Origin of the sequence: Flagellimonas pacifica, from assembly GCF_900215465.1 — a bacterium.
GTDB lineage: Bacteria > Bacteroidota > Bacteroidia > Flavobacteriales > Flavobacteriaceae > Flagellimonas > Flagellimonas pacifica.
In genome coordinates, this window is record NZ_OBEH01000001.1 from 207,839 (window position 1) to 232,899 (window position 25,061).

A 25,061-nucleotide genomic window follows, 5' to 3' on the forward strand; every position below is an offset into this window, starting at 1 on the left:
TTATATCATTCAACTTTGAACAAAATAACATGAGTACTTACGATAGAAGTATGGCCCTTACAGGGCAACCACCAAAAATATTGAGCAGAAATCAAAAAATTGCCACTTTAATTGGCATGGCGGGATTAATGATCATACTCTTGACCGCATTCAACGTAGATTTCCCAAATAAGGGACTATGGCTTTCCATATCGTTATCTGCAATTTCAGCAGGAACAATTTGGTTTGCTTGGGATGCCTATTCTCAAAAGCTTCCAGGAATCAAGAATGATGGAGTTTGGTTCAAGTCCATCTCAAGTAAAGGACTTTGGGGTTGGGTCGCAGGTATTGCCTTAACGGGTTTTTACATTATCCTATATTTCTACCCTGAGTATTTAGGCTTGGTAAAAGGAGGCAGCAACAAAGGCGTTATTGCCCTATTTGACCCTCTAAGCAAGCTATTAAGTGGAAATCTAGCAAGCCAATGGTTTGTTTATGGAACGTTATATACGGTGGCCATTTTGGCTTTCGGAATCAAATTCCTTTGGAAATATCGCCATAACCGGTATGAAAAAATCCGAACCATGAGCGTAATGTTCTTCCAAACTGCATTTGCTTTCATAATCCCAGAATTAATGGCCCGCTTGAATGGAGATAAAATTCTAAACGGAGGCAGTCTTCCCTATTACGATTTAAAAAATGTTTGGCCTTTAAACTATTATAATTTTGAAGGATATCGCATTAAAGCCTTCTTAAGTTCAGGTGATATTGGTTTTGCTTTATTGGTTTTTGGCATCCTCTCCGTTTTTGTAATCACCCCCATCCTAACATACAAGTTTGGTAAAAGATGGTACTGTTCATGGGTATGTGGCTGTGGTGGATTGGCAGAAACTGCCGGGGATTCATTTAGACAATTAAGCGACAAAACAGTTAAGGCATGGAATGTGGAGCGCTGGGTAGTGCACAGCGTTGTGGTTTTTGTTACTTTAATGACCACCGCAGTAATTTACTCGTATTTAGGAACAGACACTAGTAAGTATTGGCTAACCAAGAGTACATTTTTAATTGGCGTTGCCGTATTACTTACTACTGTTTTTGCATGGGTTATGCTATTTAAACGGCAGCAACTCCAAAAGGATGCACAGTATGGAGCCATTGGTTACTTTGTAATCATAATGGCCTTGATAGGAATTCATTTTTTTAGTGGTGACGGCAATGTCTTTTTGTTTAAATCCGAAACCCTTCGCAAATCCTATTCTTTTTTAATAGGGAGTATTTTTTCAGGAGTTATCGGAACAGGCTTCTATCCTATTTTTGGAAATAGGGTCTGGTGTAGATTTGGTTGTCCTATGGCTGCCATGATGGGCTTTCAGCAACGTTTGTTCTCCAAATTTCGAATTACGACCAACGGCGGCCAGTGTATTTCTTGTGGTAACTGTTCTACCTATTGCGAAATGGGGATAGACGTTCGTGCCTACGCCCAAAAAGGAGAGAATATTGTACGCTCCAGTTGTGTAGGTTGTGGTATTTGTTCTGCTGTATGTCCACGAGGGGTACTGAAACTTGAAAATGGCCCATTGGAAGGTAGAATAGACAGCAACCAAGTATTATTGGGCAATGATGTTGATTTAATGACCTTGGTGAATAAAAAATGATGAACTCGTTTGATCTTTTTGAAATGAAACGAAAATTAGAGGTTTTGTGCACAGTTGAAAACTTTTTTGAGTTACATAGCTGGGCTACGGAAAGAAAAAAAGGTGAAAAATGAGTGCAAAAGGATTGTTTTTAGCCTTTTGAAAAAGTTTAAATGAGTTCAATATGTTCCGTTTCGGGTTTTTACTTGTTCTCCTTTTTTTTATAAATACCGATAAGGAATACTATCGGGAGTACTATACCAATGGTAAAATAAAATCAGAAGGTTGGAAGATTGATCATTCCAAAGAGGAATTCTGGAAGTTTTATCATCACAATGGTACCCTTATGGCACAAGGTCCATTTAAAAAGAATCTACGTGACGGTTATTGGTTCTTTCATACCAAAGAAGGTAAACTAGAAAAGGAAGGACATTTTAAGAAAGGCAAAAAAGTAAAATGGTGGCTCTTTTATGATGAAAATGAAAAAGTGAACCATAAATGCCAACTTCAAAATGGAGTTAAAAACGGATATTGTCTCAAATATTTAAATGAAGAATTAAAATCAGCTGAAAAGTATAAAAACGGAAAAAAAATAAAAGAATGGTTTAGCTTTAACAGCTTCAAAAAGGAAAACAAACTTTCCGATTTAAAGTAATGGCAGACATCAAGGTTATAATTCCCGCAGTAAACGAAGGAGATTCAATTGGCAAGGTAGTATCTCAACTCCCTAAAACAGTTTCTGAAATTATTGTTGTCAACAATGGATCAACGGACAATACCATAGAAAATGCCCAAAAAGCAGGGGCTACGGTGATTACAGAAAACCAAAGAGGGTATGGCTATGCCTGTTTAAAAGGGTTGGATTACATCGGTAAACAATCCAAAGCACCCGATATTATCGTATTTATCGACGGAGACTATTCTGATTATCCGGAAGAACTGGATAAAGTAGTGGCTCCAATTTTAAACGAGAATATGGATCTAGTCATTGGAGCACGAAAAAAAGAACTACGCGAAGCGGGCTCCATGACCTTTCCCCAAATCTTTGGAAATGAACTCGCCACTTTTTTAATGCGCTTGTTTTTTAGAGCAAAATTCACAGATCTAGGCCCTTTTAGGGCTATTAAATACGATAAGCTCCAAGAACTGGAAATGCAGGACAAAACGTACGGCTGGACTGTAGAAATGCAGTTGAAAGCACTACGCAAGAAACTGGCATATACCGAAGTACCAGTGCGTTATAAAAAGAGAATAGGTGTCTCAAAAGTTTCAGGAACCGTAAAAGGTGCTATATTTGCAGGCATAAAAATTCTAGGTTGGATTTTTAAATACAGTATAAAATAATATGGGACTTACAATCGCTTTTATTATCATCGCTATTTATAGTACGGCCTTGGTTTTGATATTCTTCTACAGTTTGGCACAGCTAAACCTATTGATCAACTATTTGGGCAATAAAAGACGAAATGAAGAAGCCCCCAAATTCAACCTTCTCGATCCAAAGGAAATCCCATATGTCACCATTCAACTTCCTATTTATAATGAAGAATATGTGATGGAACGTCTTTTGGAAAACATCTCCAAAATAGAATACCCAAAAAGCAAATTGGAAATTCAAGTGTTGGATGACTCCACGGATGATACCGTAATTGAAACCGCGGAAAGAATTGAGGCCCTTCAAAAAACCGGTCTTGACATAACACATATAAGACGTGAAAACCGACAAGGTTTTAAAGCTGGTGCCCTAAAAGAAGGTCTTGAAATTGCTAAAGGTGATTTTGTGGCCATTTTTGATGCCGACTTTCTACCGGAGAGCGATTGGTTAAAAAAGACCGTTCCCTATTTTAAGGATGAAGAAATAGGTGTTGTCCAAACCAGATGGGGACACATCAACAGAGATTATTCCACATTGACCAAAATCCAGGCTTTTGCATTGGACGCCCATTTTACCCTAGAACAGGTGGGTAGAAATTCCAAAGGGCATTTTATCAATTTTAATGGTACCGCCGGAATTTGGAGAAAAGAATGTATTTTGGATGCCGGGAACTGGGAAGGAGATACCTTAACTGAAGACCTTGACCTTAGCTATAGAGCCCAATTGAAAAATTGGAAATTCAAGTATCTGGAAGATGTAGAGACCCCTGCCGAACTTCCAGTAGTCATTAGTGCCGCTCGTTCGCAACAATTCCGTTGGAACAAAGGAGGTGCTGAAAACTTTAGAAAAACAGTTTGGAGTGTAATAACCTCTAAAAACATCTCGTTAAAAACAAAATTCCATGGGGTAATGCACTTACTCAACAGTTCTATGTTCCTATGCGTTTTTATTGTTGCCCTGTTAAGTATACCAATGCTTTACATTAAAAATATGTATGGCCATTTGGGCTGGGTTTTTGAAGTGACCAGTTTCTTTATTGTCAGCACTATCATTTTATTTATCTGCTATTGGTTTACCTACAAGAGTATACAAGGAAGTAGTTTTGATAATTTTGTGGATTATATCAAACTCTTCTTTACCTTTTTCTCTGTTGCCCTTGGGTTTTCTTTACACAATACCGTAGCTGTTTTGGAAGGCCACATGGGTAAACGAAGTGAATTTGTGCGTACTCCAAAATTCAACATCAACAACTTAACGGATAGTTGGAAGGGCAATAAATATTTAGCCAAAAAATTATCCCCAAACATGATTTTGGAATTTGCACTAATGATTTATTTCCTTTTTGGGATGTACAGTGCCATTCCCTTAAATGATTTTGGGTTGTTCCCCTTTCATTTAATGTTGTTCTTGGGCTTCGGCTTTGTATTCTTTAAGTCGCTTACGTCCAAAGCATAATATGTAGCAATTTTCAAAGGTTTCAATTCTTTTCATGGAAGAAAAACCAAGACTTTCAAGACTTACCGCTATTTTGACCCAGCTACAATCCTCACCAATTGTAACGGCTAAAATGCTCGCGGAAAAACATAATGTGAGCATCCGAACCATTTATAGGGATATACGCACTTTGGAAAAATCTGGAGTTCCCGTGGTTACAGAAGAAGGTAAAGGGTATTCCATGATGGAGGGTTACCAATTACCTCCAGTAATGTTTACAGAAGATGAGGCAAATGCCCTTATAACTGCCGAACAACTTATCCTTAAAAACAAAGATGTTTCCTTTGTACAACATTATTCCGAAGCCATCCTAAAAATAAAGGCACTTTTAAAAGGTTCCCAAAAAGAAAAAGCAAGCCTGCTTACGGATCGCATCTATTTTTTCAATAACTATTCCGATCATAAAACCAGCGATTATCTCATGCGTATTCAGTCGTCAATCACCAATTTTGAGGTGTTGAACATTGATTACCTATCCATTGGTCAAGAATTTACCAATAGGGATATAGAGCCCTTTGCACTTTATAGCACTCAAGAAAAATGGTTGCTTATTGCCTACTGCAGGCTTCGGAAAGCTTTTAGGGTGTTTAGAATAGACCTTATCCAAAAAATAACGGGTACATCCCAAAATTTTGAATCCCACAATATGACTTTGGAAGAATATTATAAGTCTTACGGCAAATACAATCAAGATACCTCTGACACATCCTTGTCATAACCCTTCTAATTTTTGTATAGGTTTTACGATGACACTTATCGTCTCTTGCATGGTGCGTTTGTATCCCAAAGGGCACACATGCGCTATACAAATTGTTGTACTCGGTTTTTATCTTCTGTCGTTATAGTTGTTCATCTGCTTCTTTGGGAAAGTTGTTCTAAATTTTATCCAGTCCCATAACTTTCCAATAGTCAATTTTTAGATTAATTTGATCTGAAAAAAATTCCGAAGGGAAAAGTCATCTAATTGTATGTCCAGAGGTATTTCTGTTCTGTTACAGGTTTGCCAAATACCATAGAGCTTTTTTCCTCATTTAAAAGAAATCCATATTTAAGGTATAGAGATTGAGCCGATAACTGTTCGTTAGTCGTCCATAGGTAACAGGAACTGAATCCAGCGCTTGATAAATAGTTCATAAAAGAATCCATTAGCTTTTTACCTAAACCTATCCCTCGGTATTCGGGCATTAAAAAAAAATACCTAAGTTGTGCTGTTTCTCCTCTATCGACCAGGAATAAGTATCCTATCCTATTGCCATTGTGTTCACAAATCCATGCTTTGTTTTTGTTTGGCTTCTTAAGTATGAATATTTCCAACATTCCCTTGGCAACGTATTCTTCCAAAAGGATAGAATAATTATACTCTTCTTGGAATAATTCGGCATGTGATTGAATGACAAACCCCATATCTCCAACCTCCAAATTACTTCTGATGCTAATTTGGTCAAGAGCTGATGATTGTCCATTCTTTTCAAGTATTTGTTGTGCTTGTGTCAAAGAGGATATCAACTTTTTTTGTTCATAATGACTTAAAGTTCCAAGAAGTTGTTCAATATGATTTTGAGATGCTTTGTTCAATTTTTCAAAAGCGTCAATACCTTTATCGGTCAGAAGTAATTTTTTAGACCGGTTATCTGTTTTTGACGTCTTAGAGGTTACAAAATTTTCACTCTCTAATCCCTTTAAAATCCTGCTTAAATAACCTTTATCTATTTTTAATTCATTGGATAATGATTTGGCGGTAGTGGATTTATTTCCTCCTAATTCGTAAATGATACGAGATTCGGTTAGCGACAAAGGGCTTAGCAATACTTGATTATTCAATATTCCAATGTTTTGGGTAAAGATTCTACTAAAGCTTCTAAAGTGACTGATGTAGTCCATATCTAATATTTCTTTGCAAGATAAAAAAATAGTTGCTTTTGTCAACTATATGCAAAATTATTACTCTTCGCAAACCTAAAACCGTATTTTAAGCTATCGAATCAGTTTTATAGCAATTATGATTTCACTAGATTAAAAGAAATTGTTGGCCATTCTCACTTCATTCCCATAATTAATCCATTAGAGGATTTGTAAATGTCTATTAAGTTATTGAATGAAAACTCCTGATATGGAATTGAGTACAACGGTTAAGATATGGTTCGTTTTAATGAACTATATCGGCCGATAAGTGAAGTTATAGGTTTTTGACTTAAAAAGCTAGGCCAAATTGACTGGTACCACATACTGTTTGATCATTCCCAAACACCCCTGACACACCCTTGTCATAGCTCCACATTATTTTTGTCCAAATCTTAAAATTCATACATCATGACAAGCACAAAAAAAGACAAATTAACTATTGTAGGCCTATCCATTAGAACATCCAACGCCCCTGGAAAAGCTGACCGCGAGATTCCACAACTTTGGGAAAAATTTATGGCAGAAAATGTACCAAGTAGAATTCCCAACAAAATTGATGATACCCTATATGCCATTTACACGGATTACGAAGGAGATCACACAAAACCTTACACCATGGTAATTGGTTGTAATGTGTTCAGCCTAGACAATATTCCTGAAGACATGACCGTAAAAATGGTTCCTGCAGCCAATTATACCAAATTCATTGCCAAAGGAGATTTAACCAAAGATGCGGTAATCAATACTTGGATGGAGGTATGGAAAACCGATTTAAAAAGAACCTATACCACCGATATTGAAGTATATGGTGAAAAAGCCATAGACCCAACCAATGGTGAAGCCGAAATACTGATTGCCACGGCGTAAAATATAATACAATTCCCGCTGCTCATTGTACCCTTCCCAATGGGTAGCGGGATATTATGATCCTAAAATAGTTCTAATAAAATATATTTTTATACTTTTTGCATACCTAAGAGATGTTGATTAGCTATGCCTGTTCAAATCACAAAATTTTGGAAACTTCACAAAATCCCAATCCTTCTTGTCCTGGCCAGCATTTTGTTCTATTCAAGTTTTGCCTATGATTTGTCAAGACAAGACTTTCCAAAACTTTTGGGTCTCTTCATTGCCATTTTCTTTTTGCATTACAAACTCATTCAATTTCAAAAATGGAACTTTAAGTTCCTGATGGTTTCTGGCATTCTGTTTCGATTGATATTTCTAATGGCAGAACCCAATCTTTCACAAGATTTTTATAGGTTCATTTGGGATGGCGAACTTATTAAAAATGGAATAAACCCCTATTTGTATCCACCCAATCAACTTATTGAGCAAGAAAACTTACCAATAGCAAATGCACATGAGCTATTTGCTGGCATGGGTGACTTAAGTGCGAAGCATTTCAGCAACTATCCTCCAATTAACCAACTGCTATTTTCAATAGCAACTATTGGAAGCGGGGGAAGCATTCTAGGTTCCATAATTATTATGCGCCTGATCATTATGTTAGCAGATATTGGACTCATTTACTTTGGAAGAAAGTTGCTTCGGCACCTTAATCGTTCCACTCACATGGTCTTTTGGTACTTTTTGAACCCGCTGGTCATTATTGAATTGACCGGAAACTTGCATTTTGAAGGTGTAATGCTCTTTTTCTTTGTCTGGTCACTCTACTTGATCACAGCAAAGAAATGGACTTGGGCAGCACCGATCTATTCCCTTTCCATAATGGTCAAATTGGTTCCCATTTTATTTTTACCTCTGTTTTTAAAACACTTCGGATTTAAAAAAAGCCTCATGTTCTATTTTCTGGTTGGAGGAACTTGCCTTTTAATGCTACTGCCATTCTACTCCCCAGCTTTCATCAACAATTATTCAGAAACTGTTGGGCTCTGGTTCTCTAATTTTGAGTTCAATGCCAGCATATACAATCTTGTAAAACAAATTGGAGTTACATTTTTTGATGCCAAACCATGGGAATTGGTAAAGATTTATGGTAAGCTTATTGCCATCTCGGTGATCATAGCAACACTTGCCATCACTTTTATTCGAAAAAATCAAAACCTAAGTATTTTAATTACCTCAATGTTCATTATCCTTTCCGGATACTATTTTTTGTCCAGCACGGTTCATCCATGGTACATTGTGTTCCTTTTGGTATTGGGTATTTTTACAAGATATCAGTATGCCGTTGTATGGTCAATTGCAGTTGTTTTGAGTTATTATGCCTATGCAAATGCTGATTACGATGAAAATTTATGGTTACTCACTATTGAGTATCTCTTAGTTTTTGGGTTCTTGATTTATGAAATACTGGATAAAGCCGAAAAAAAGTTACATTTCTTTAAAAAATAACCCCATTTTCACGCTCACTGGAATTAATTTGTACATTTATCCCATAATGAAAGGACAAGATTACATACTAACTCCATTGAGCTCTCCAGTACGTCCGTTCGCTCGTCGCCGTCGCCCGTAAGGGTGCACATGACTTATGGAAATAGGTGAGTCCATTTCCGCAAAAAACCATACAGCTTTCAATTTTTTTATCAGTTTAAAACGCCATAGCAATGGAAATCGTAATTGCTAACGAATCACATTATAAATACGCTCAAATCATAAGCGACACCATAACGGACTCTGCCAAGGTGCGTGGTACCGGTATTGCCCAACGTTCGCCAGAATATATCATGAAACGTCTACAAAACGGCAATGCCGTAATAGCCCTAGATGGTGAAAAGTTTGCTGGATTCTGTTACATAGAAGTTTGGGGAAACAAGAATTTTGTAGCCAATTCAGGATTGATCGTACACCCTGATTATAGAAACCAAGGGCTTGCAAAAAAAATCAAGAAGTCCATTTTTGAACTTTCAAGGCAAAAATTTCCAGATGCCAAAATTTTTGGAATCACAACAGGACTCGCCGTAATGAAAATGAATTATGCGCTTGGCTACAAACCTGTCACCTTTTCTGAACTGACAGATGACCCAGAATTTTGGAAAGGCTGTCAAACCTGTAAGAATTTTGATATCCTCACCCGGACTGAAAGAAATATGTGTCTCTGCACAGGAATGCTATATGACCCAGACACATCAAAAACCGAATCAAAAAGATTGAATGGAAAAGCTTTTAAAAGATTAAAGCGAATCAAACAATCACTTTTCCTAAAAAAGAATAAAAAATGAAAAAATTAGTTTTAGCCTATAGCGGTGGTTTGGACACCTCTTACTGCGCCAAATATCTTTCCCAAGAAGAAGACTTTGAAGTTCATGCCGTAAGTGTGAATACCGGAGGCTTCTCCAAAGAAGAAATTCAATCCATCCACCAAAAGGCACTGGCTCTGGGTGCTACAACGTATACCTCCATTGATGCTGTTTCAACGTTTTACGAAAAAGTGGTGAAGTACCTCATCTTCGGAAATGTACTCAAAAACAATACGTATCCACTTTCTGTAAGCGCCGAACGAATTGTTCAGGCCATTGAAATTGTAAATCACGCCAAAAAATTAGGAGCCAAGTATATTGCCCACGGAAGCACTGGTGCCGGTAATGATCAGGTCCGATTTGATATGATCTTTCAGATCATGGCTCCTGAAATTGAGATTATCACCCCAATTAGAGATAACAAGTTGGCAAGGGAAGAAGAAATTGAATACTTGCAAAAAAATGGAGTGGATTACCCGTGGGAAAAAGCAAAATATTCTATTAACAGAGGTTTATGGGGAACATCAGTAGGTGGAGATGAAACTTTGACATCGCATCTACCTCTACCCGATACAGCTTACCCCAGCCAATTGGAAAAAGAGTTTTCAAAGGAATTAAAACTCAGTTTTAAACAGGGGGAATTGGTTGCAGTTGATGGAGAAGAGGGAAACCCTGTGCAAAACATCGAAAAATTGGAAACCATAGCTTCAAAATATGCCATTGGCAGGGACATCCATGTGGGCGATACCATAATTGGCATCAAAGGAAGAGTTGGTTTTGAGGCCGCCGCTCCGCTTATCATTATTAAAGCACACCACTTATTGGAAAAGCATACGCTAAGCAAATGGCAGCAATACCAGAAAGAGCAATTGGGAAATTTCTATGGAATGCTCTTGCATGAAGGAAATTATTTGGATGAAGTAATGCGAAATATTGAAGCCTTTTTGACAGATACTCAAAAGAATGTCACAGGAGATGTTTTCCTTTCACTTCACCCCTATCGATTTGAATTGAACGGAGTTTCTTCTCCCCATGATTTGATGAATGCTTCTTTCGGAAGTTATGGGGAAATGAACAAAGGTTGGACCGCGGATGACGCCAAAGGATTTATCAAAATCCTGTCTAACCCTGGAAAAATTGCCAACCATGTAAATCAAAACTTGTAAGCAATGTCAGGTCGAGCTGTCATCCTGAGCTGTGTCACACTGAGCTTGTCGAAGTGCTGTCGAAGGAGCTGACGAGACCTAATTGATAAGATTCCCACCTTCGTGGGAATGACAAAAAGAAAATTATGATAAAAGTAGGAATTATAGGAGGGTCTGGTTACACAGGAGGCGAATTGATTCGATTGCTCCTTAACCACCCTGAAGCGGAAATTGATTTTGTGTTCAGTACTACCAGGGCTGGAAAACCCATTACGTCGGCTCATCCAGATTTGCTTGGTGTTACGAATTTGGAGTTCACTGGCGAGGTAAATTCCAGTGTAGATGTGGCGTTCCTATGCTTGGGTCACGGCAATTCGTCAAAGTTTTTAAAGGAAAACGCTTTTGATCAGACAACCAAGATTGTTGATCTAAGTAATGAGTTTAGATTGAAAGCTGATGCCACTTTTCAAGGAAAAACATTTGTTTATGGTCTTCCCGAGTTGAGTAAGGAAAGTATTGAACAGGCAGAAAATATTGCTAACCCTGGATGTTTTGCCACCACTATTCAATTGGGATTGCTTCCTTTGGCTAAAGCTGGTTTGCTGCAAAATCAGGTGCACATCAATGCAGTAACGGGGAGTACAGGAGCAGGAGTTGGACTTTCATCCACCTCCCATTTCAGTTGGCGGAACAACAATGTTTCATGGTACAAACCTTTTACCCATCAGCATTTGGGTGAGATTGGAGAAAGCTTGGATTCCTATGGAACCAAAACTGGAAAATTGTACTTCCTGCCCAACAGAGGAAATTTCACGAGAGGAATTCTGGCGACCAGTTATACCCAGTTTGACGGCAGTTTAGAAGATGTCCAGCAATTGTATCAGGATTTTTACAAGGATGATGTCTTTACACATGTTTCGGATGAACCTATCCACTTAAAACAAGTAGTGAACACCAACCAATGCCATGTGCATTTGCATAAACATGAGGATACTTTATTGGTGACCTCAGCCATCGATAATTTATTAAAAGGAGCTTCAGGACAAGCTGTCCAGAATATGAATCTAATGTTTGGATTAGAAGAAACAACAGGACTTCAACTAAAAGCGGGGGTATTTTAAAAATGTCAGGTCGAGCGCAGTCGAGATCTAAAAATAAATCAAACACCTCTCGACTGCGCTCGAGGCGACCAAAAAGAAAACCATGAAAATAGCAATCATAGGAGCGGGAAATTTGGGATTGTCCATTGCAAAGGGAGTTTTGCACAGCAATGGAGCCACCACCATGTACCTTACCAAAAGAAATACATCGGAAATCAAAGATTTTGAAAAATACGGTAATGTCACCGTCACATCAGACAACAAAGAGGCCATCCAAAATTCGGACACTTTGATTTTTGCAGTTCAACCTGGTCATTTCAGTTCAATTTTAGAAGAAATGAAAGATCTTTTGACCGAAAACCATGTTATCATCAGCACCATAACAGGTTTTAGTATCTCAAAAATTGAAGAAATCATTGGTGCCGACAAACATATTGTCCGTAGCATGCCCAATACCGCTATTTCGGTGGGTAATTCCATGACTTGTATCTGCAGCAATGAATTGGGTAAAAAACGAATTGATCTGGCCAAGGCCATTTTCAACAGAATGGGTCATACCTTGGAAATACCTGAGGAGCAGATGCAAGCGGCAACCGTTATTTGTGCTAGTGGTATCGCTTTCTGGATGCGCTTGATTCGTGCCACGACCCAAGGTGCCATTCAATTAGGGTTTGATGCCAAGGAAGCACAAGAGTTGGCCATGCATACTTGTAATGGGGCCGCCAGCCTGTTAATTGAATCCGGAAACCATCCAGAAGAAGAGATTGATCGTGTGACTACACCCAAAGGGTGCACCATTGAAGGGTTGAACGAGATGGAACACCAAGGACTAAGCTCATCACTAATTCGAGGTATAGTGACCTCGTTTGAAAAAATAAGTAAAATCAGAAAAGGATAATCTCGTGACAGCATTCGAGACAGCACATAAAACCATGAAACTATTTGACGTATATCCACTTTACAATGTAACTCCGGTTTCCGCAAAGGGCATTGAGGTAACAGATGATGAAGGCTCAACATATCTTGATTTTTACGGAGGTCATGCGGTAATCTCAATTGGTCACTCCCATCCGTATTACGTGAATCGACTTAAGAATCAACTGGACAAAATCGGGTTCTATAGCAACTCTATCCAAAATCCATTGCAACATGAGTTAGCAGAAAAACTGGGAGAATTGTCCCAATGTGAGGATTATAATCTTTTTATGTGCAATTCGGGTGCCGAGGCCAACGAAAATGCCTTAAAATTGGCTTCTTTTCATACTGGAAAATCCAAGGTCATTGCCTTTAAAAATGGTTTTCATGGGAGAACCTCTGCAGCTGTCGCCGTAACTGACAACCAATCGATAAATGCTCCCATCAACCTTCAGCAAGAGGTAAGTTTTTTAGAGTTGAACGATTTTGAAGCTTTTGAAAGTGCTATTCAATCTGACGATCATTGTGCCGTAATCCTAGAAACCATTCAAGGTATTGGCGGTTTGGATGAACCTACAACCGAGTTTATTCAATTTGTGGCGGAAAAATCCAAAGAAAAAGGGATTGTTCTTATCGCGGACGAGATTCAGTGTGGATTTGGTAGAAGTGGAAAATTCTTTGCCTTTCAACATCACAACATACAACCAGACATTATTTCCATGGCCAAAGGTATGGGCAATGGTTTTCCAGTAGGTGGTATACTCATTCATGAATCATTCAAAGCATCCTACGGACTTTTAGGCACCACCTTTGGTGGAAATCATTTGGCATGCGCTGCAACTTTGGCAGTTTTGGAAGTGTTGGAAAATGAAAATCTAATCTCCAACGCTGATGCTCTTGGAATCTATTTTAAAGAAAAGGCTTCAGGAATCTCCCAAGTAAAACAAGTTAAGGGAAGAGGATTGATGTTAGGATTGGAGTTTGATTTTGAAGTTGGAGACCTTCGGAAAAGTTTGATTTTCAATCAAAAGTTGTTCTCAGGAGGTGCAAAAAATAAACGCCTGCTCAGAGTTTTGCCTGCATTGAACATCACAAAAGAACATATCGACCTATTTTTTGAAGCACTAAAATCAGAATTACAATGAGTTTGGTATTATCTATAGAAAAACGAAATGCTGTTTTGACCACTATGTCACAATTGGTGAAGTTAGAAGAATCCAAAATTTTAGAGGCCAATAAAAATGACCTTGACAATTATTCAGGGGAAGATTTGGCCATGGGAGATCGTTTAAAAGTTGATGCCTCCAAAATCGATGGAATGGCCTTGTCACTTGGCCAACTTGCTTCGCAACAAGACCCTTTAGGTGTGGAACGCTTTCAATTTACCCATGAAAATGGTATTCATATCAGTAACAAAACAGCACCTTTTGGCACTATTTTGATTATTTATGAATCCAGACCTGACGTGACCATTGAAGCTTCCGGAATTGCATTCAAATCTGGGAACAAAATATTACTTAAGGGTGGCAAAGAATCACTTAACAGTAATTTGATCTTAGTAGAATTGTGGCACAACGCACTGGAAGAACACAACTGCTCAAAAGATTGGGTCACTTATTTGGAATTTGATAGAGCTCAAACACAAAGCTTTTTGGAAAACCCTTCCCAAAAAATCGATTTGATTGTACCCAGAGGAGGAGAAAAACTCATTGCGTTTGTGAAACAGCATGCCACCTGTCCTGTAATTGTAAGTGGTCGTGGGAACAACTTCTTGTATGTAGATGCTGAGGCTGATCTGGAAATTGCATTGGATGTAATCCTAAATGCAAAAACCACTAAAATATCAGCCTGTAATGCTTTGGACAAGGTATTAATAGCAGCAGATTTACCTAGAAAACAAGAATTTTTGACACAATTGGCTCAAAAACTCCAAAAGAGCAAGGTTAAAATTTTAACGGACAAACCCTTGTCCAGTTTATCAGAAACCAGTGAAATCCAAGATGATTCTGTTTGGCATGAGGAATTTTTGGACTACAAAATTGTCCTTGGACAGGTATCTGACTTGACTGAAGCAATCAATAAAATAAATCGGTATAGTGGTGGACATTCTGCTGCTATTATCACAGCAAACAATGAAACGGCAACCACGTTTATGCAATCTGTGGATTCAGCTGCTGTTTATCACAACGCTTCAACCCGATTCACGGACGGAGGTCAGTTTGGTTTGGGAGGAGAGCTTGCCATCAGTACAGATAAATTGCACCAAAGGGGACCAATTGGTCTTCAACATTTGGTAAGCAATAAATGGTATGTAATCGGAAATGGTCAAACTAGATAGGATGAAGAAGAAACGAATATTGTTAAAAATAGGCTCAAACACCTTGACCAAGGAAACCAATCAGATTTCCAGAGGAAAGGTGGAAGATATTGGCAGACAGATCGCACAGCTTTCTAATGAATATGAATTTATTATTGTAAGCTCTGGGGCGATTGCAGCAGCAAAACAGTTTGTGAAATTGGAACATCCCGGCCCAGAAATCAATGTGAAGCAAGCATTGGCTGCCATTGGTCAACCCCATTTAATGCGGATTTTCCAGGAAAACTTTAGGGAATTGGGATTGCTTACCTCACAATGCTTGCTTTCTTATTCCGATTTTGAAAATGCAAATTCAAAAGTCAACATTAAAAACACCATTAACGTTTTGGTTGCGAATAATTTCATCCCCATCATCAATGAAAATGATACTGTTGCAACGGACGAAATCAAATTTGGTGATAACGACAAGTTGGCTGCGTTAACAGCTGCTTTGTTGGATGCAGATTTACTACTGATTGCAACCAACACCAACGGGATCTATACCAAGGAATCCTTGGAAAACAACCGGCCAAAAACCATTGAAGCTGTAAATAATCTTCAAAATCTGGTCAAAGAAATCGATAATGGTAAATCCTCCCACGGAACCGGAGGAATGCAGTCTAAAATAGAGGCTGCCACCATTGCCAAAAATGCAGGAATTGAAACTTGGATCGTGAATGGTCTGAATGAGAATTTCATCCAAGATTCACTTCAGAATTCCACAAACTATACAAAAATCAAGTCATGAAACACTACCTCTCCATAAACGATATAGACAATCTATCTGAATGGGTAGCCGAGGCCAGAGCACTCAAAAGAGTGCCTAAAAAGCATCTTTCGCTAGGTACGGAAAAAACTATTTGTCTCTTATTCTTCAACAATTCATTAAGAACTCGGTTGAGCACCCAAAAAGCTGCCATGAACTTGGGCATGGATGTGATGGTCATGAATTTTGGAAGTGAAGGATGGGCACTGGAATATGGAGATGGCACCATTATGGATCAAGGAACATCGGAGCATATAAAAGAGGCTGCACAAGTAGTTTCCCAGTTTTGTGATATTGTAGCCATTAGAGCCTTTGCCAAATTGGAAGACAAAACTAAAGATGAGGCAGAGGAGGTTTTGAACGGCTTCGCCAAATATACTTCAATCCCCATTGTGAACATGGAAAGTTCAACGGCACACCCTTTGCAGGCTTTGGCTGACGCCATAACTTTGGAAGAAAACAACTCACAAAACAAACCGAAGGTGGTTTTATCATGGGCCCCACATCCCAAAGCTTTACCGCATGCGGTAGGAAATTCATTTGTTAAAATGATGCAACTGCAAGACGCTGATTTTGTCATTACCCATCCAAAAGGGTACGAATTGAACCCCGAAATCACCAAAGGATGCAAAATTGAACATGACCAAGAAAAGGCCTTGGAAAATGCGGATTTTGTTTATGTTAAAAATTGGAGCAGTTATACCGATTATGGAAAAGTATTGGTGCAAGATTCCAATTGGATGATGACGGCGCAAAAGCTAGGAAATGCTAAGTTTATGCATTGCCTGCCAGTTAGGCGAAACGTAGTGGTTGAAGATGCCGTTTTGGACGGAAACCAATCGTTAGTGATTGAACAGGCCAATAACAGGACTTTTTCTGCGCAAATTGTGTTAAAAAAGATATTGGAAAATCTATAACCTAAGAAAAATGAAACTAAAAGACCAAGTCTGTATTGTTACCGGTGCCACAAGTGGTATGGGAAAGAGCATTGCGGAAATGTTGCACGCTGAAGGTGCAAAACTTGTTCTTTCCGGACGTAATCTTCAAAGAGGCAATGCCTTGGTGAAAGCACTCAAAGGTGCTGTCTTTGTTGCGGGAGATGTTTCCAAACTCGAATACAATGAAAAATTGGTCAAAACAGCCATTGACGAGTTTGGGAAACTTGACGTACTATCCTTGAATGCAGGGATTTTAGGATTGGGCAATGTAGTTGACCTTTCGGTTTCCGATTGGCACAACACTTTAGATGTTAACCTAAGTTCCATTTTCTATTTGTCAAAATATGCCATTCCACATCTTCAAAAAAGTGAACAGGGCAACATCCTTATCAATGCATCCATAGCTGCTTTTAAAAGTTTCCCCAATCATCCGGCTTATTGTGCCTCAAAAGGCGCAAGCATAGCTTTGATGAAACAAATGGCCGTTGAATATGCTCCAAAAATCAGGGTAAACGCAATTTGTCCAGGCCCTGTAGATACGCCTCTGATATGGGATTCCGCAAAAGCATTTCCAAACCCTGAAGAAGCGGTAGAAAATGCTACAAAAGCAACTTTACTACAACGATTGGGCACTCCAGAGGACATTGCAAAATTGGCTCTTTTTCTGATTTCAGATGATTCGTCATGGATTACTGGAACGGCCATGACCATTGATGGTGGAATACTAAATGCGTAAAATGAAAGAAAAGCTTTCCATAGTAAAAATAGGAGGTAACATCATAGAGGACCCAAAGAGTCTGTCCCACTTGCTTGGGTTATTCTCCAAAATAGACGGACACAAAATATTGGTACATGGTGGTGGTAAAAAGGCCACCCAAATTGGAAACAAATTGGGCATTACATCCAAAATGGTCAACGGACGAAGGATTACTGATGCCGAAAGTTTGGATGTGGCCATTATGGTCTACGGAGGATTGGTCAGCAAGAAAATCACTGCTCAATTGCAAGCATTGGAATGCAATGCCTTGGGAATGAGCGGGGCAGATGCCAATGCCATTCATGCCCGCAAAAGACCTATAAAAGAGATTGATTTTGGATGGGTCGGTGATGTGGATAGTGTAAATTCAAAAGGGATTTCAAAACTATTGCAAGCAGGTTTCACTCCAGTTTTTTGCGCCCTCACCCATGACGGAAAAGGACAATTGTTCAATACGAATGCAGATACTATTGCTTCTGAACTGGCTATAGGACTATCATCAGAATTTGAGACTACGCTGTATTATTGTTTTGAAAAGAAGGGTGTATTGCGAAATATTGAAGATGAAAATTCCGTAATCCAACATATCAATTCAGAAACCTACAAATCCCTTTTGGCTAATGGAATCATTGCTGATGGAATGCTTCCCAAAATGCACAATTGTTTCCATGCCCTTGAAAACAATGTAAAACAAGTTTGTATTGGTGACAGTGAAATGTTACAGCAGACAACATCAAATTTTACGACCTTAACGCTATGAAAATTGAACAAGAACTACTGACCCAAAAAGCTATTGAACTGCTGCAACAGTTGATCGCTATTCCTTCCTTTTCTGGGGAGGAGGACAAAACGGGTGATGTCATACAAATTTGGCTGACTGATTTTGGGGTTGAAACGCAACGACAGTTCAACAATGTTTATGCTTTCAATAAATATTTTGATGAAAGTAAACCTACACTTCTACTAAATTCACATCACGACACTGTAAAACCTAATGCAGCTTATACAAAAGACCCTTTTAATCCCCATATAGAGGATGGAAAACTATATGGTCTCGGAAGTAATGATGCCGGTGGATGTTTGGTTTCCTTATTAGCAACTTTTGTTCACTTTTATGAGCAGAAAAATCTAAGCCACAATATTATTATGGCAGCTACAGCGGAAGAAGAAAATGCAGGGGAAAAGAGTCTACGGGCCCTAATTCCCATCCTTCCAAAAATTGATGTGGCCGTGGTAGGGGAACCCACCCTTATGGATTTGGCCATTGCTGAAAAAGGATTGGTCGTATTCGATGCAACAGTGGAAGGTACTCCTTCCCATGCAGCACATCCTAATGACAATAATTCCATTTACAACACCATTGAAGTGTTGAACTGGTTCAAAAATTGCTCCTTCGAAAAAATATCCGACACTTTGGGTGAAGTAAAATTGACAGTTACCCAGATTAATGCGGGAAATCAACATAATGTTGTACCAGCAAAAGTGGATTTGGTGATCGATGTTAGGGTAAACGATTGTTATTCTAACAAAGAAATCGCAGACTTCCTTCAAAAAGAAGCTCCCTGTAAAATGACACCACGTTCCCTTAGATTAAACTCATCTGCCATTGACGCCAATCATGATTTGGTGAAAAGCGGTCTTATTTTGGGAAGAAAAACCTATGGCTCACCCACCCTTTCAGATCAAGCTGCATTAAGCTGTCAATCAGTAAAATTGGGACCAGGGCATAGCCCCCGCTCCCACTCGGCTAACGAATTTATATTTGTAGCTGAAATCAAAGAGGGAATAGATCTATATATCAAAATCCTTTCAGGATTCTTAACTCAGAAATAATACGCCCATGCCAGGAGAAACCAATCTAAAAATTTTATTGTCAAAGTTACAGCCCGTTCTTTGTGAAGGAGACTTCGTTTTTGCCAGTGTAGATGATTCCTTTCAATTTGACCTAGATCTTGTTCATGCAATATTTAGGGAAAAAGAGGGAATAACATTGATTCTAAAAAAGGAAATAGCAGATAGCTTAAGTCTAGAGTACAACTACATGGCCTCCTGCATTACATTAGATGTGCATTCTTCTTTGGAATCTGTAGGCCTTACCGCTGCCGTTTCAAATGCCTTGGCCAAAGAAAAAATCAGTTGTAATGTGGTGGCTGCATATTACCACGACCATATTTTCGTGGATAAACAGGATGCCAATAGGGCTATGAAAGTTTTACAACAATTGACAAATCAAAACAATTAAAAAAAATGAAACTCTGGGACAAAGGTTTTAGCACCGATAAAAAAATAGATCATTTTACAGTAGGCAATGATCGGGAGTTAGATTTGCTTTTGGCAAAATATGACGTCATTGCATCAAAAAGTCATGCTCAAATGCTGGGCAAGGTTGGATTAATTACCGAAAATGAGACCAAAAAACTAATTAAGGAATTAGATAAAATTGCCCATTGTATTGAGGATGGAGTCTTTACCATTGAAGATGATTTTGAGGACATGCATTCCAAAATTGAGTTTTTGCTCACAGAAAAATTGGGTGATACCGGAAAAAAAATCCATACAGCACGTTCTAGAAATGACCAAGTCTTGGTAGCCATGCAACTGTACCTTAAAAATGAATTGTCAGAGATTCAAAATGAGGTGAAAACACTTTTTGATCTCCTGTTGCAATTGGCTGAAAAGTATAAAAAAGTATTGCTTCCCGGTTATACCCATTTACAGATTGCCATGCCTTCCTCATTTGGATTATGGTTTTCTGCTTACGCCGAAAGTTTGATTGACGATCTATACTTTGTAGAGGCCGCTCATAAAATTGCAGACCAAAACCCGTTGGGGAGTGCTGCAGGCTATGGCAGTTCGTTTCCAATAGATAGAAACTTCACCACACATGAAATGGGCTTTGAGACTTTAAAATATAATGTGGTAGCTGCCCAAATGGGTCGCGGAAAGGTGGAAAAGGCAACTGCCTTTGGGATTTCCAATATTGCGGCCACACTATCCAAATTGGCCATGGACATCTGTTTGTACATGGGGCAAAATTTTGACTTTATCTCGTTTCCCGATGAGCTGACCACAGGGAGCAGTATTATGCCGCACAAGAAAAATCCTGATGTTTTTGAACTGATTCGAGCTAAGTGCAACAAAATTCAAGCTGTGCCCAGCCAATTGACATTGATTACTAATAATTTACCTAGCGGATACCACCGAGATTTGCAATTGGTGAAAGAAATTATTGTACCCGCCATTCAAGATATCAAAGCCTGTTTGGAAATGATGGTTTTCAGCTTGAAGGAAATCAAGGTCAATACCAAAATTCTGGATGACCCTAAATATGATTATTTGTTTAGCGTGGACACCTTGAATGAACTTGTAAAAAATGGCATGCCATTTAGAGATGCATACAAATCCATGGGCAAGGATATTGAAAAAGGAACCTTTACTCCTAAAAAGGATATTGACCATACCCATGAAGGTAGTTTAGGGAATTTGTGTTTGGAAGAAATCCGAAACAAAATGGAAAAAACACAAGGGGCATAATCGTTATACCGTAAAAGAAGAAACACGCAGACAAAGCGGTTATTATGCTATTCACCATTCGTGTGACACACTTTTAATTGGAATTGATTTGATGACAAAGACCATGAATTTCACTTTTGGTTAACTTCAAACAAAAAGTATACTCTTACTATGAAATTTCGGAAAGCAACTAAAGAAGATGTGCATGATATCGTAAAAATGATAGCAAATGACAAGTTTGGAAAGTTAAGGGAAATCTTCAAAGACCCGTTGCCTGAAACATATTATTCAGCTTTTGAAAACATTGATAAAGATCAAAATCAAGAATTGATCGTAGTGGAAAATGATGAAGGAGAGCTAATTGGAAACATGCAACTATCATTTATACAGTATTTAACATATCAAGGCGGAATCAGGGCCCAAATAGAAGCGGTTAGGATTAGAGAAGATCAAAGAGGGAAAGGGATTGGAGAAAAAATGTTTGTTTGGGCAATTGAAAGAGCAAAAGCACGAAAAGCACATTTAATGCAGTTAACAACCGATAAGAAAAGACCGGAAGCCTTAAGGTTTTATCAAAAGCTTGGGTTTGAAGCTACCCATGAAGGAATGAAACTACATTTTAAAAAATAGATAGGGCATTAAAATCTTAAGCGTTGTTTCTAATCAAAATGTCACGTTTTTATGGTTCAAATTGTCATACCCATAGAACTTAATATTCAGATTTGAAAAATTATCATGACATATTATTTCCATACGCATACAATATACTTGGTTCGTCTGAAGATGCAAAAGACACTATACAAGATATTTTGATAAGATACCTTTCAATTGAAAAGCATCATATCAAGAATGAAATTGGATATTTAACCAAATCGGTAATCAACCAATCGATTAGCGTAAAAAAGAAGAAGAAAACAATATCAGTAGATAGCATTTGGCTGCCAGAACCTATTTCAACGGAGAATGCAGACCAAAATATCAACAAAGAAGAAATATTATCGTATTCAATACTCGTTCTTCTTGAAAAATTATCGGCAAAAGAACGAGCCGTTTTTATTTTAAAGGAGGCATTTGATTATTCTCATAAGGAAATTGCAGAGACCATAAGTTCTACTCTTGAAAACTCTAGAAAACTACTAAGTAGAGCTAAAACGAAACTGGCCAAGTATAGAAATGAGGAAAACAAATCACCTAATAAAGACAAATCACATTTGAAAAGTTACATAAAAGTGATGCAGAATGGAGATATAACTGCTTTGGAAAAGTTATTGTCAAAAGACATACTATTGGCTGCCGATGGAGGGGAAAGTATTAAAGTAGTAAGAGAGTTAACAACTGGCATTACCAATACATCTAAACTACTACTTTATGTGCATAAGACCTTTTTATCTGGGATGGAATTTATGATTAGCTATGTAAATCACCAACCCGCCATCCTATTCTTCCAAAAGGGGATTTTATACAATTGTCAGGTTTTTGAAATTGAAGAGATGAAAATTAGAAGTATTTATTCCATAGTTGACCCAAAAAAACTGAAATCACTTTCACCCTAAAGTATGTCACGTTTTTTCTTTTGACTTTGTCATTCTATTGAACATAAAATATCAATAGATGAAAAAGTTATTAAGAATAGATTGTAGTTCCAGAATTTCTGGTTCACACTCAAGGGAGCTAGCCGATTACTTCGAAAAAAAATGGACAATTGTAAATCCTGATGGAATAGTAATTCGTAGAGATCTAGCCAAAGAGCCGCCGCCACATATTCATAACAACACAATTGAGGGATTTTATACTCCCAACGAATACTGCACTCCAGAAATAAAAGAGGCTACTGTCTTATCGGATAAACTAATTGCAGAATTAAAATCAGTTAATGAAATCTTGATAAACAGTCCATTATACAATTTAAACGTTCCTTCAAACCTCAAAGCATATGTTGACCAAATAGTGAGAATTGGACATACCTTCAACATCAATGAAAGTGGTTATTACGGTTTATTGAAAAATAAAATTGCATACTTAATAACTGCAAAAGGAGGTGTATATAAAGGTACACCAATGGAACAATATGATTTCCAAGAGCCTTACCTAAAAGCCATTTTAGGGCATATGGGAATAGAAACACGAAGATTGTTTTCACTGGAAGGAGCAAGTGACAGTAAAGTTATAGAACATAACAAACTTGCATTACGAAACGACATTGACCAATCATTCAAAAAATAAAACGATGAATCATATTAAAGAAAATTTTTTTGAAGACAAATTAGAGGATAATGCATCAATAATTAATCCAAACGAAGGTGAGAAGTTAGAACTAAACACTATTTCAATTACATTTAAGGTTACTAGTGAAATGTCTAATGACCAATTGGGTGTATATGAAATTTTTCTTCCTCCAATGGCTATTGGGGCAAAATTACACTATCACCGATTTATGGATGAAACTTTTATTGTGAATGAAGGCATTTTAACCATGCAAGTTGGAGACAAGGAATACGAAGCCAAACCTGGAACGGTGACTTATATTCCTAGATTTACCCCTCACGGATTTAAAAATGATACTGACAAAACTGTTAAATTGATTTTAATTTTCAATCCCTCTCAAAAACGAGAAGGCTTTTTTAAAGGTTTGTACGAAACCTTAAATGAAGTTCCTATTGACCCAGAGAAATATTTAAAACTATATAACAAGTATGATAGTTTTCCGATAGACACTTCTAATATGATACCTATAAGGGAATAAAAAACCAGAGACAACTACGCACATAAATAGTAGCAATTTTAGCGCTTTATTCAAAGTTAGATTTCTATTTTAAGTTAGATCATAAACCGATAAGTGCAGCCACAAATCGCCCCCCTATTTTTTCTTTGCTCTCTCTGTACTTATTGCATTGACATATGTCGTGATCAATGGGAAAAATGCCTCTCTGCAATAATTTCCAATTTATTCTTAGCTTTCGGTAATGAACGATACCGATTATTATTCCCATCTCTACGAGATAGCCAGCAATTTGAACAAGGAGTTTTCTTTGCATTCTGCGCTTCGCAAATCTTTGGAGAAGATGGTAGAAATCCTTAATCTGGAAACGGGTTGGGTCTGGCTTACGGAGCCGGATAACAAGTCAGTATATTTGGCAGCCTCCCATAATTTGCCTCCAGCCCTCAGTAATCATCCCGAACGATTATCGGGCGGGTGCTATTGCATAAAACAATACTTGGCAGATGACATGGATCAGGCCATGAACATTAGTGAGATTGCCTGTACGAGATTAAAGGATATTGGTTTGGGTACCGAAGACCTCAAGTTCCATGCAACCATTCCCATTATTATCAATAAACAAAAAGTGGGACTCATTAATTTATTGAGCAACGAAACCCGCAAATTAACCGAAAAAGAGCTGACCATTCTTAACACCATTAGTGAATTGGTGGGAACAGCCATTCAACGCACCCGATTACAACAATCTTATGGCCATGAAAGTGCAGAATCGGACACAAGCATACGCAATGTGCTAAAACGGGTTTTTGTTCCAAAAATGGATGCCATTATCTCTTCCCTTGAAAATGCCGATAGGAATAAAGTGATAGAAGCCCTTAAAACAACCTTAGACCTTCAAAAGCATTTGACCATTGTATTGGAGGAAACAGAGCCAGGTAAAAAACCTAGTGCTAAATCAAGGAAGTTCAACTACCCTGAAATGCCACTGACAAGTCGTGAACTGGAAGTATTGGCACTCATAAAACAAGGGCTCACCAACGAAAGTATAGGAAAACAACTGTACATCACCGAACGTACCGTAAAATTTCACGTCACTGCAATCCTGTCCAAACTTCATGCGGACAACAGAACAGAAGCCGTGGATATTGGATTAAAACGGGGGCTTTTTAGCATCTAATCATTTGGAGAAGCTATAACCTGTACTAAAGTACAGATGGCTTTCTGTACCAAGGTTGGTTTTACACTCCAATTTCAGGTTCCATCTT

General features: G+C 38.1%; 26 protein-coding genes. 25 read left to right on the plus strand and 1 reads right to left on the minus strand.

Annotation, left to right across the window (positions count from 1 at the left end; genetic code table 11):
• The first annotated feature begins 29 nt into the window (after positions 1 to 29).
• From CRO15_RS00915 to CRO15_RS00935, 5 genes are all read left to right on the plus strand, one after another.
• Positions 30 to 1,634 (plus strand): 4Fe-4S binding protein, encoded by a 1,605-nt coding sequence (locus tag CRO15_RS00915; protein ID WP_097043849.1) that lies wholly within the window; start codon positions 30 to 32, stop codon positions 1,632 to 1,634.
• Between the two features lie 163 nt (positions 1,635 to 1,797).
• Complete coding sequence (locus CRO15_RS00920; RefSeq protein ID WP_097043850.1) at positions 1,798 to 2,268, plus strand: toxin-antitoxin system YwqK family antitoxin; 471 nt, start codon at positions 1,798 to 1,800, stop codon at positions 2,266 to 2,268.
• Positions 2,268 to 2,957: a glycosyltransferase family 2 protein gene (locus tag CRO15_RS00925; protein WP_097043851.1), complete on the plus strand. Its 690-nt coding sequence runs from the start codon at positions 2,268 to 2,270 to the stop codon at positions 2,955 to 2,957. The genes CRO15_RS00920 and CRO15_RS00925 overlap by 1 nt, the downstream gene beginning before the upstream one ends.
• Position 2,958: 1 nt before the next feature.
• A complete protein-coding gene (locus CRO15_RS00930; protein WP_097043852.1) occupies positions 2,959 to 4,443 on the plus strand; it encodes a cellulose synthase family protein in 1,485 nt (494 codons plus the stop codon).
• Positions 4,444 to 4,477: 34 nt separating this feature from the next.
• On the plus strand, positions 4,478 to 5,200 hold the full coding sequence (locus CRO15_RS00935; protein ID WP_097043853.1) for a helix-turn-helix transcriptional regulator: 723 nt from the start codon (positions 4,478 to 4,480) through the stop codon (positions 5,198 to 5,200).
• Between the two features lie 242 nt (positions 5,201 to 5,442).
• Here CRO15_RS00935 and CRO15_RS00940 read toward each other — a convergent pair whose 3' ends face one another.
• Positions 5,443 to 6,363: a bifunctional helix-turn-helix transcriptional regulator/GNAT family N-acetyltransferase gene (locus CRO15_RS00940; RefSeq protein WP_097043854.1), complete on the minus strand. Its 921-nt coding sequence runs from the start codon at positions 6,361 to 6,363 to the stop codon at positions 5,443 to 5,445.
• Positions 6,364 to 6,792: 429 nt separating this feature from the next.
• On the opposite strand from CRO15_RS00940, the gene CRO15_RS00945 reads away from it, so the two are divergent.
• From CRO15_RS00945 to CRO15_RS01040, 20 genes are all read left to right on the plus strand, one after another.
• Positions 6,793 to 7,251: a GyrI-like domain-containing protein gene (locus CRO15_RS00945; protein ID WP_097043855.1), complete on the plus strand. Its 459-nt coding sequence runs from the start codon at positions 6,793 to 6,795 to the stop codon at positions 7,249 to 7,251.
• A 126-nt stretch (positions 7,252 to 7,377) separates the two neighbouring features.
• Positions 7,378 to 8,742: an MptA/MptB family glycosyltransferase gene (locus tag CRO15_RS00950; protein WP_097043856.1), complete on the plus strand. Its 1,365-nt coding sequence runs from the start codon at positions 7,378 to 7,380 to the stop codon at positions 8,740 to 8,742.
• Between the two features lie 212 nt (positions 8,743 to 8,954).
• Positions 8,955 to 9,569 carry a GNAT family N-acetyltransferase gene (locus CRO15_RS00955; RefSeq protein WP_097043857.1) on the plus strand — a complete coding sequence of 205 codons (615 nt, stop codon included), beginning with the start codon at positions 8,955 to 8,957 and terminating at the stop codon, positions 9,567 to 9,569.
• Positions 9,566 to 10,753: an argininosuccinate synthase gene (locus CRO15_RS00960; protein WP_097043858.1), complete on the plus strand. Its 1,188-nt coding sequence runs from the start codon at positions 9,566 to 9,568 to the stop codon at positions 10,751 to 10,753. The genes CRO15_RS00955 and CRO15_RS00960 overlap by 4 nt, the downstream gene beginning before the upstream one ends.
• A gap of 125 nt (positions 10,754 to 10,878) precedes the next feature.
• On the plus strand, positions 10,879 to 11,853 hold the full coding sequence (argC, locus tag CRO15_RS00965) for an N-acetyl-gamma-glutamyl-phosphate reductase (RefSeq protein ID WP_097043859.1): 975 nt from the start codon (positions 10,879 to 10,881) through the stop codon (positions 11,851 to 11,853).
• A gap of 82 nt (positions 11,854 to 11,935) precedes the next feature.
• A complete protein-coding gene (proC, locus tag CRO15_RS00970) occupies positions 11,936 to 12,730 on the plus strand; it encodes a pyrroline-5-carboxylate reductase (protein ID WP_097043860.1) in 795 nt (264 codons plus the stop codon).
• A 34-nt stretch (positions 12,731 to 12,764) separates the two neighbouring features.
• Positions 12,765 to 13,892 carry an aspartate aminotransferase family protein gene (locus tag CRO15_RS00975; protein ID WP_097043861.1) on the plus strand — a complete coding sequence of 376 codons (1,128 nt, stop codon included), beginning with the start codon at positions 12,765 to 12,767 and terminating at the stop codon, positions 13,890 to 13,892.
• Positions 13,889 to 15,085: a glutamate-5-semialdehyde dehydrogenase gene (locus tag CRO15_RS00980; RefSeq protein ID WP_097043862.1), complete on the plus strand. Its 1,197-nt coding sequence runs from the start codon at positions 13,889 to 13,891 to the stop codon at positions 15,083 to 15,085. The genes CRO15_RS00975 and CRO15_RS00980 overlap by 4 nt, the downstream gene beginning before the upstream one ends.
• 1 nt (position 15,086) lies before the next feature.
• Positions 15,087 to 15,851 carry a glutamate 5-kinase gene (proB, locus tag CRO15_RS00985; RefSeq protein ID WP_097044800.1) on the plus strand — a complete coding sequence of 255 codons (765 nt, stop codon included), beginning with the start codon at positions 15,087 to 15,089 and terminating at the stop codon, positions 15,849 to 15,851.
• Complete coding sequence (locus CRO15_RS00990; protein WP_097043863.1) at positions 15,848 to 16,786, plus strand: Rossmann-fold NAD(P)-binding domain-containing protein; 939 nt, start codon at positions 15,848 to 15,850, stop codon at positions 16,784 to 16,786. The genes proB and CRO15_RS00990 overlap by 4 nt, the downstream gene beginning before the upstream one ends.
• A gap of 10 nt (positions 16,787 to 16,796) precedes the next feature.
• On the plus strand, positions 16,797 to 17,543 hold the full coding sequence (locus tag CRO15_RS00995; RefSeq protein ID WP_097043864.1) for an SDR family NAD(P)-dependent oxidoreductase: 747 nt from the start codon (positions 16,797 to 16,799) through the stop codon (positions 17,541 to 17,543).
• 1 nt (position 17,544) lies between these two features.
• Positions 17,545 to 18,324: an acetylglutamate kinase gene (argB, locus tag CRO15_RS01000; RefSeq protein WP_097043865.1), complete on the plus strand. Its 780-nt coding sequence runs from the start codon at positions 17,545 to 17,547 to the stop codon at positions 18,322 to 18,324.
• The gene (locus tag CRO15_RS01005; protein ID WP_207763783.1) at positions 18,321 to 19,397 is read left to right on the plus strand and encodes a M20 family metallo-hydrolase; all 1,077 of its coding nucleotides are present in this window, start codon (positions 18,321 to 18,323) and stop codon (positions 19,395 to 19,397) included. Before argB ends, CRO15_RS01005 begins: the two co-directional genes overlap by 4 nt.
• A gap of 7 nt (positions 19,398 to 19,404) precedes the next feature.
• Positions 19,405 to 19,806 (plus strand): ACT domain-containing protein, encoded by a 402-nt coding sequence (locus CRO15_RS01010; RefSeq protein WP_097043866.1) that lies wholly within the window; start codon positions 19,405 to 19,407, stop codon positions 19,804 to 19,806.
• A gap of 5 nt (positions 19,807 to 19,811) precedes the next feature.
• The gene (gene argH / locus CRO15_RS01015; RefSeq protein ID WP_097043867.1) at positions 19,812 to 21,098 is read left to right on the plus strand and encodes an argininosuccinate lyase; all 1,287 of its coding nucleotides are present in this window, start codon (positions 19,812 to 19,814) and stop codon (positions 21,096 to 21,098) included.
• Positions 21,099 to 21,248: 150 nt separating this feature from the next.
• Positions 21,249 to 21,707, plus strand: a complete 459-nt coding sequence (locus CRO15_RS01020) for a GNAT family N-acetyltransferase (protein WP_097043868.1) — start codon at positions 21,249 to 21,251, stop codon at positions 21,705 to 21,707.
• Positions 21,708 to 21,799: 92 nt separating this feature from the next.
• Complete coding sequence (locus tag CRO15_RS01025; protein ID WP_097043869.1) at positions 21,800 to 22,630, plus strand: sigma-70 family RNA polymerase sigma factor; 831 nt, start codon at positions 21,800 to 21,802, stop codon at positions 22,628 to 22,630.
• Between the two features lie 58 nt (positions 22,631 to 22,688).
• Positions 22,689 to 23,300 carry an FMN-dependent NADH-azoreductase gene (locus CRO15_RS01030; protein WP_097043870.1) on the plus strand — a complete coding sequence of 204 codons (612 nt, stop codon included), beginning with the start codon at positions 22,689 to 22,691 and terminating at the stop codon, positions 23,298 to 23,300.
• 4 nt (positions 23,301 to 23,304) lie between these two features.
• Positions 23,305 to 23,820 (plus strand): cupin domain-containing protein, encoded by a 516-nt coding sequence (locus tag CRO15_RS01035; RefSeq protein ID WP_097043871.1) that lies wholly within the window; start codon positions 23,305 to 23,307, stop codon positions 23,818 to 23,820.
• Between the two features lie 220 nt (positions 23,821 to 24,040).
• Positions 24,041 to 24,973, plus strand: a complete 933-nt coding sequence (locus CRO15_RS01040) for a LuxR C-terminal-related transcriptional regulator (protein ID WP_097043872.1) — start codon at positions 24,041 to 24,043, stop codon at positions 24,971 to 24,973.
• The last annotated feature ends 88 nt before the right edge of the window (positions 24,974 to 25,061 follow it).

Excerpts from the sequence above, each read along its gene's own strand:
- CRO15_RS00915 (WP_097043849.1), top strand. The coding sequence starts at position 30 with ATGAGTACTTACGATAGAAGTATGGCCCTTACAGGGCAACCACCAAAA.
- CRO15_RS00945 (WP_097043855.1), top strand. The coding sequence starts at position 6,793 with ATGACAAGCACAAAAAAAGACAAATTAACTATTGTAGGCCTATCCATT.
- argB (WP_097043865.1), top strand. The coding sequence starts at position 17,545 with ATGAAAGAAAAGCTTTCCATAGTAAAAATAGGAGGTAACATCATAGAG.
- CRO15_RS00950 (WP_097043856.1), top strand. The coding sequence starts at position 7,378 with ATGCCTGTTCAAATCACAAAATTTTGGAAACTTCACAAAATCCCAATC.
- proB (WP_097044800.1), top strand. The coding sequence starts at position 15,087 with ATGAAGAAGAAACGAATATTGTTAAAAATAGGCTCAAACACCTTGACC.
- CRO15_RS00990 (WP_097043863.1), top strand. The coding sequence starts at position 15,848 with ATGAAACACTACCTCTCCATAAACGATATAGACAATCTATCTGAATGG.
- CRO15_RS01035 (WP_097043871.1), top strand. The coding sequence starts at position 23,305 with ATGAATCATATTAAAGAAAATTTTTTTGAAGACAAATTAGAGGATAAT.
- CRO15_RS00955 (WP_097043857.1), top strand. The coding sequence starts at position 8,955 with ATGGAAATCGTAATTGCTAACGAATCACATTATAAATACGCTCAAATC.
- CRO15_RS01010 (WP_097043866.1), top strand. The coding sequence starts at position 19,405 with ATGCCAGGAGAAACCAATCTAAAAATTTTATTGTCAAAGTTACAGCCC.
- CRO15_RS01005 (WP_207763783.1), top strand. The coding sequence starts at position 18,321 with ATGAAAATTGAACAAGAACTACTGACCCAAAAAGCTATTGAACTGCTG.
- CRO15_RS01020 (WP_097043868.1), top strand. The coding sequence starts at position 21,249 with ATGAAATTTCGGAAAGCAACTAAAGAAGATGTGCATGATATCGTAAAA.
- CRO15_RS00980 (WP_097043862.1), top strand. The coding sequence starts at position 13,889 with ATGAGTTTGGTATTATCTATAGAAAAACGAAATGCTGTTTTGACCACT.
- argH (WP_097043867.1), top strand. The coding sequence starts at position 19,812 with ATGAAACTCTGGGACAAAGGTTTTAGCACCGATAAAAAAATAGATCAT.
- CRO15_RS01030 (WP_097043870.1), top strand. The coding sequence starts at position 22,689 with ATGAAAAAGTTATTAAGAATAGATTGTAGTTCCAGAATTTCTGGTTCA.
- CRO15_RS00995 (WP_097043864.1), top strand. The coding sequence starts at position 16,797 with ATGAAACTAAAAGACCAAGTCTGTATTGTTACCGGTGCCACAAGTGGT.
- argC (WP_097043859.1), top strand. The coding sequence starts at position 10,879 with ATGATAAAAGTAGGAATTATAGGAGGGTCTGGTTACACAGGAGGCGAA.
- CRO15_RS00940 (WP_097043854.1), bottom strand. The coding sequence starts at position 6,363 with ATGGACTACATCAGTCACTTTAGAAGCTTTAGTAGAATCTTTACCCAA.
- CRO15_RS00975 (WP_097043861.1), top strand. The coding sequence starts at position 12,765 with ATGAAACTATTTGACGTATATCCACTTTACAATGTAACTCCGGTTTCC.
- CRO15_RS00960 (WP_097043858.1), top strand. The coding sequence starts at position 9,566 with ATGAAAAAATTAGTTTTAGCCTATAGCGGTGGTTTGGACACCTCTTAC.
- proC (WP_097043860.1), top strand. The coding sequence starts at position 11,936 with ATGAAAATAGCAATCATAGGAGCGGGAAATTTGGGATTGTCCATTGCA.
- CRO15_RS00930 (WP_097043852.1), top strand. The coding sequence starts at position 2,959 with ATGGGACTTACAATCGCTTTTATTATCATCGCTATTTATAGTACGGCC.
- CRO15_RS00935 (WP_097043853.1), top strand. The coding sequence starts at position 4,478 with ATGGAAGAAAAACCAAGACTTTCAAGACTTACCGCTATTTTGACCCAG.
- CRO15_RS00925 (WP_097043851.1), top strand. The coding sequence starts at position 2,268 with ATGGCAGACATCAAGGTTATAATTCCCGCAGTAAACGAAGGAGATTCA.
- CRO15_RS00920 (WP_097043850.1), top strand. The coding sequence starts at position 1,798 with ATGTTCCGTTTCGGGTTTTTACTTGTTCTCCTTTTTTTTATAAATACC.
- CRO15_RS01040 (WP_097043872.1), top strand. The coding sequence starts at position 24,041 with ATGAACGATACCGATTATTATTCCCATCTCTACGAGATAGCCAGCAAT.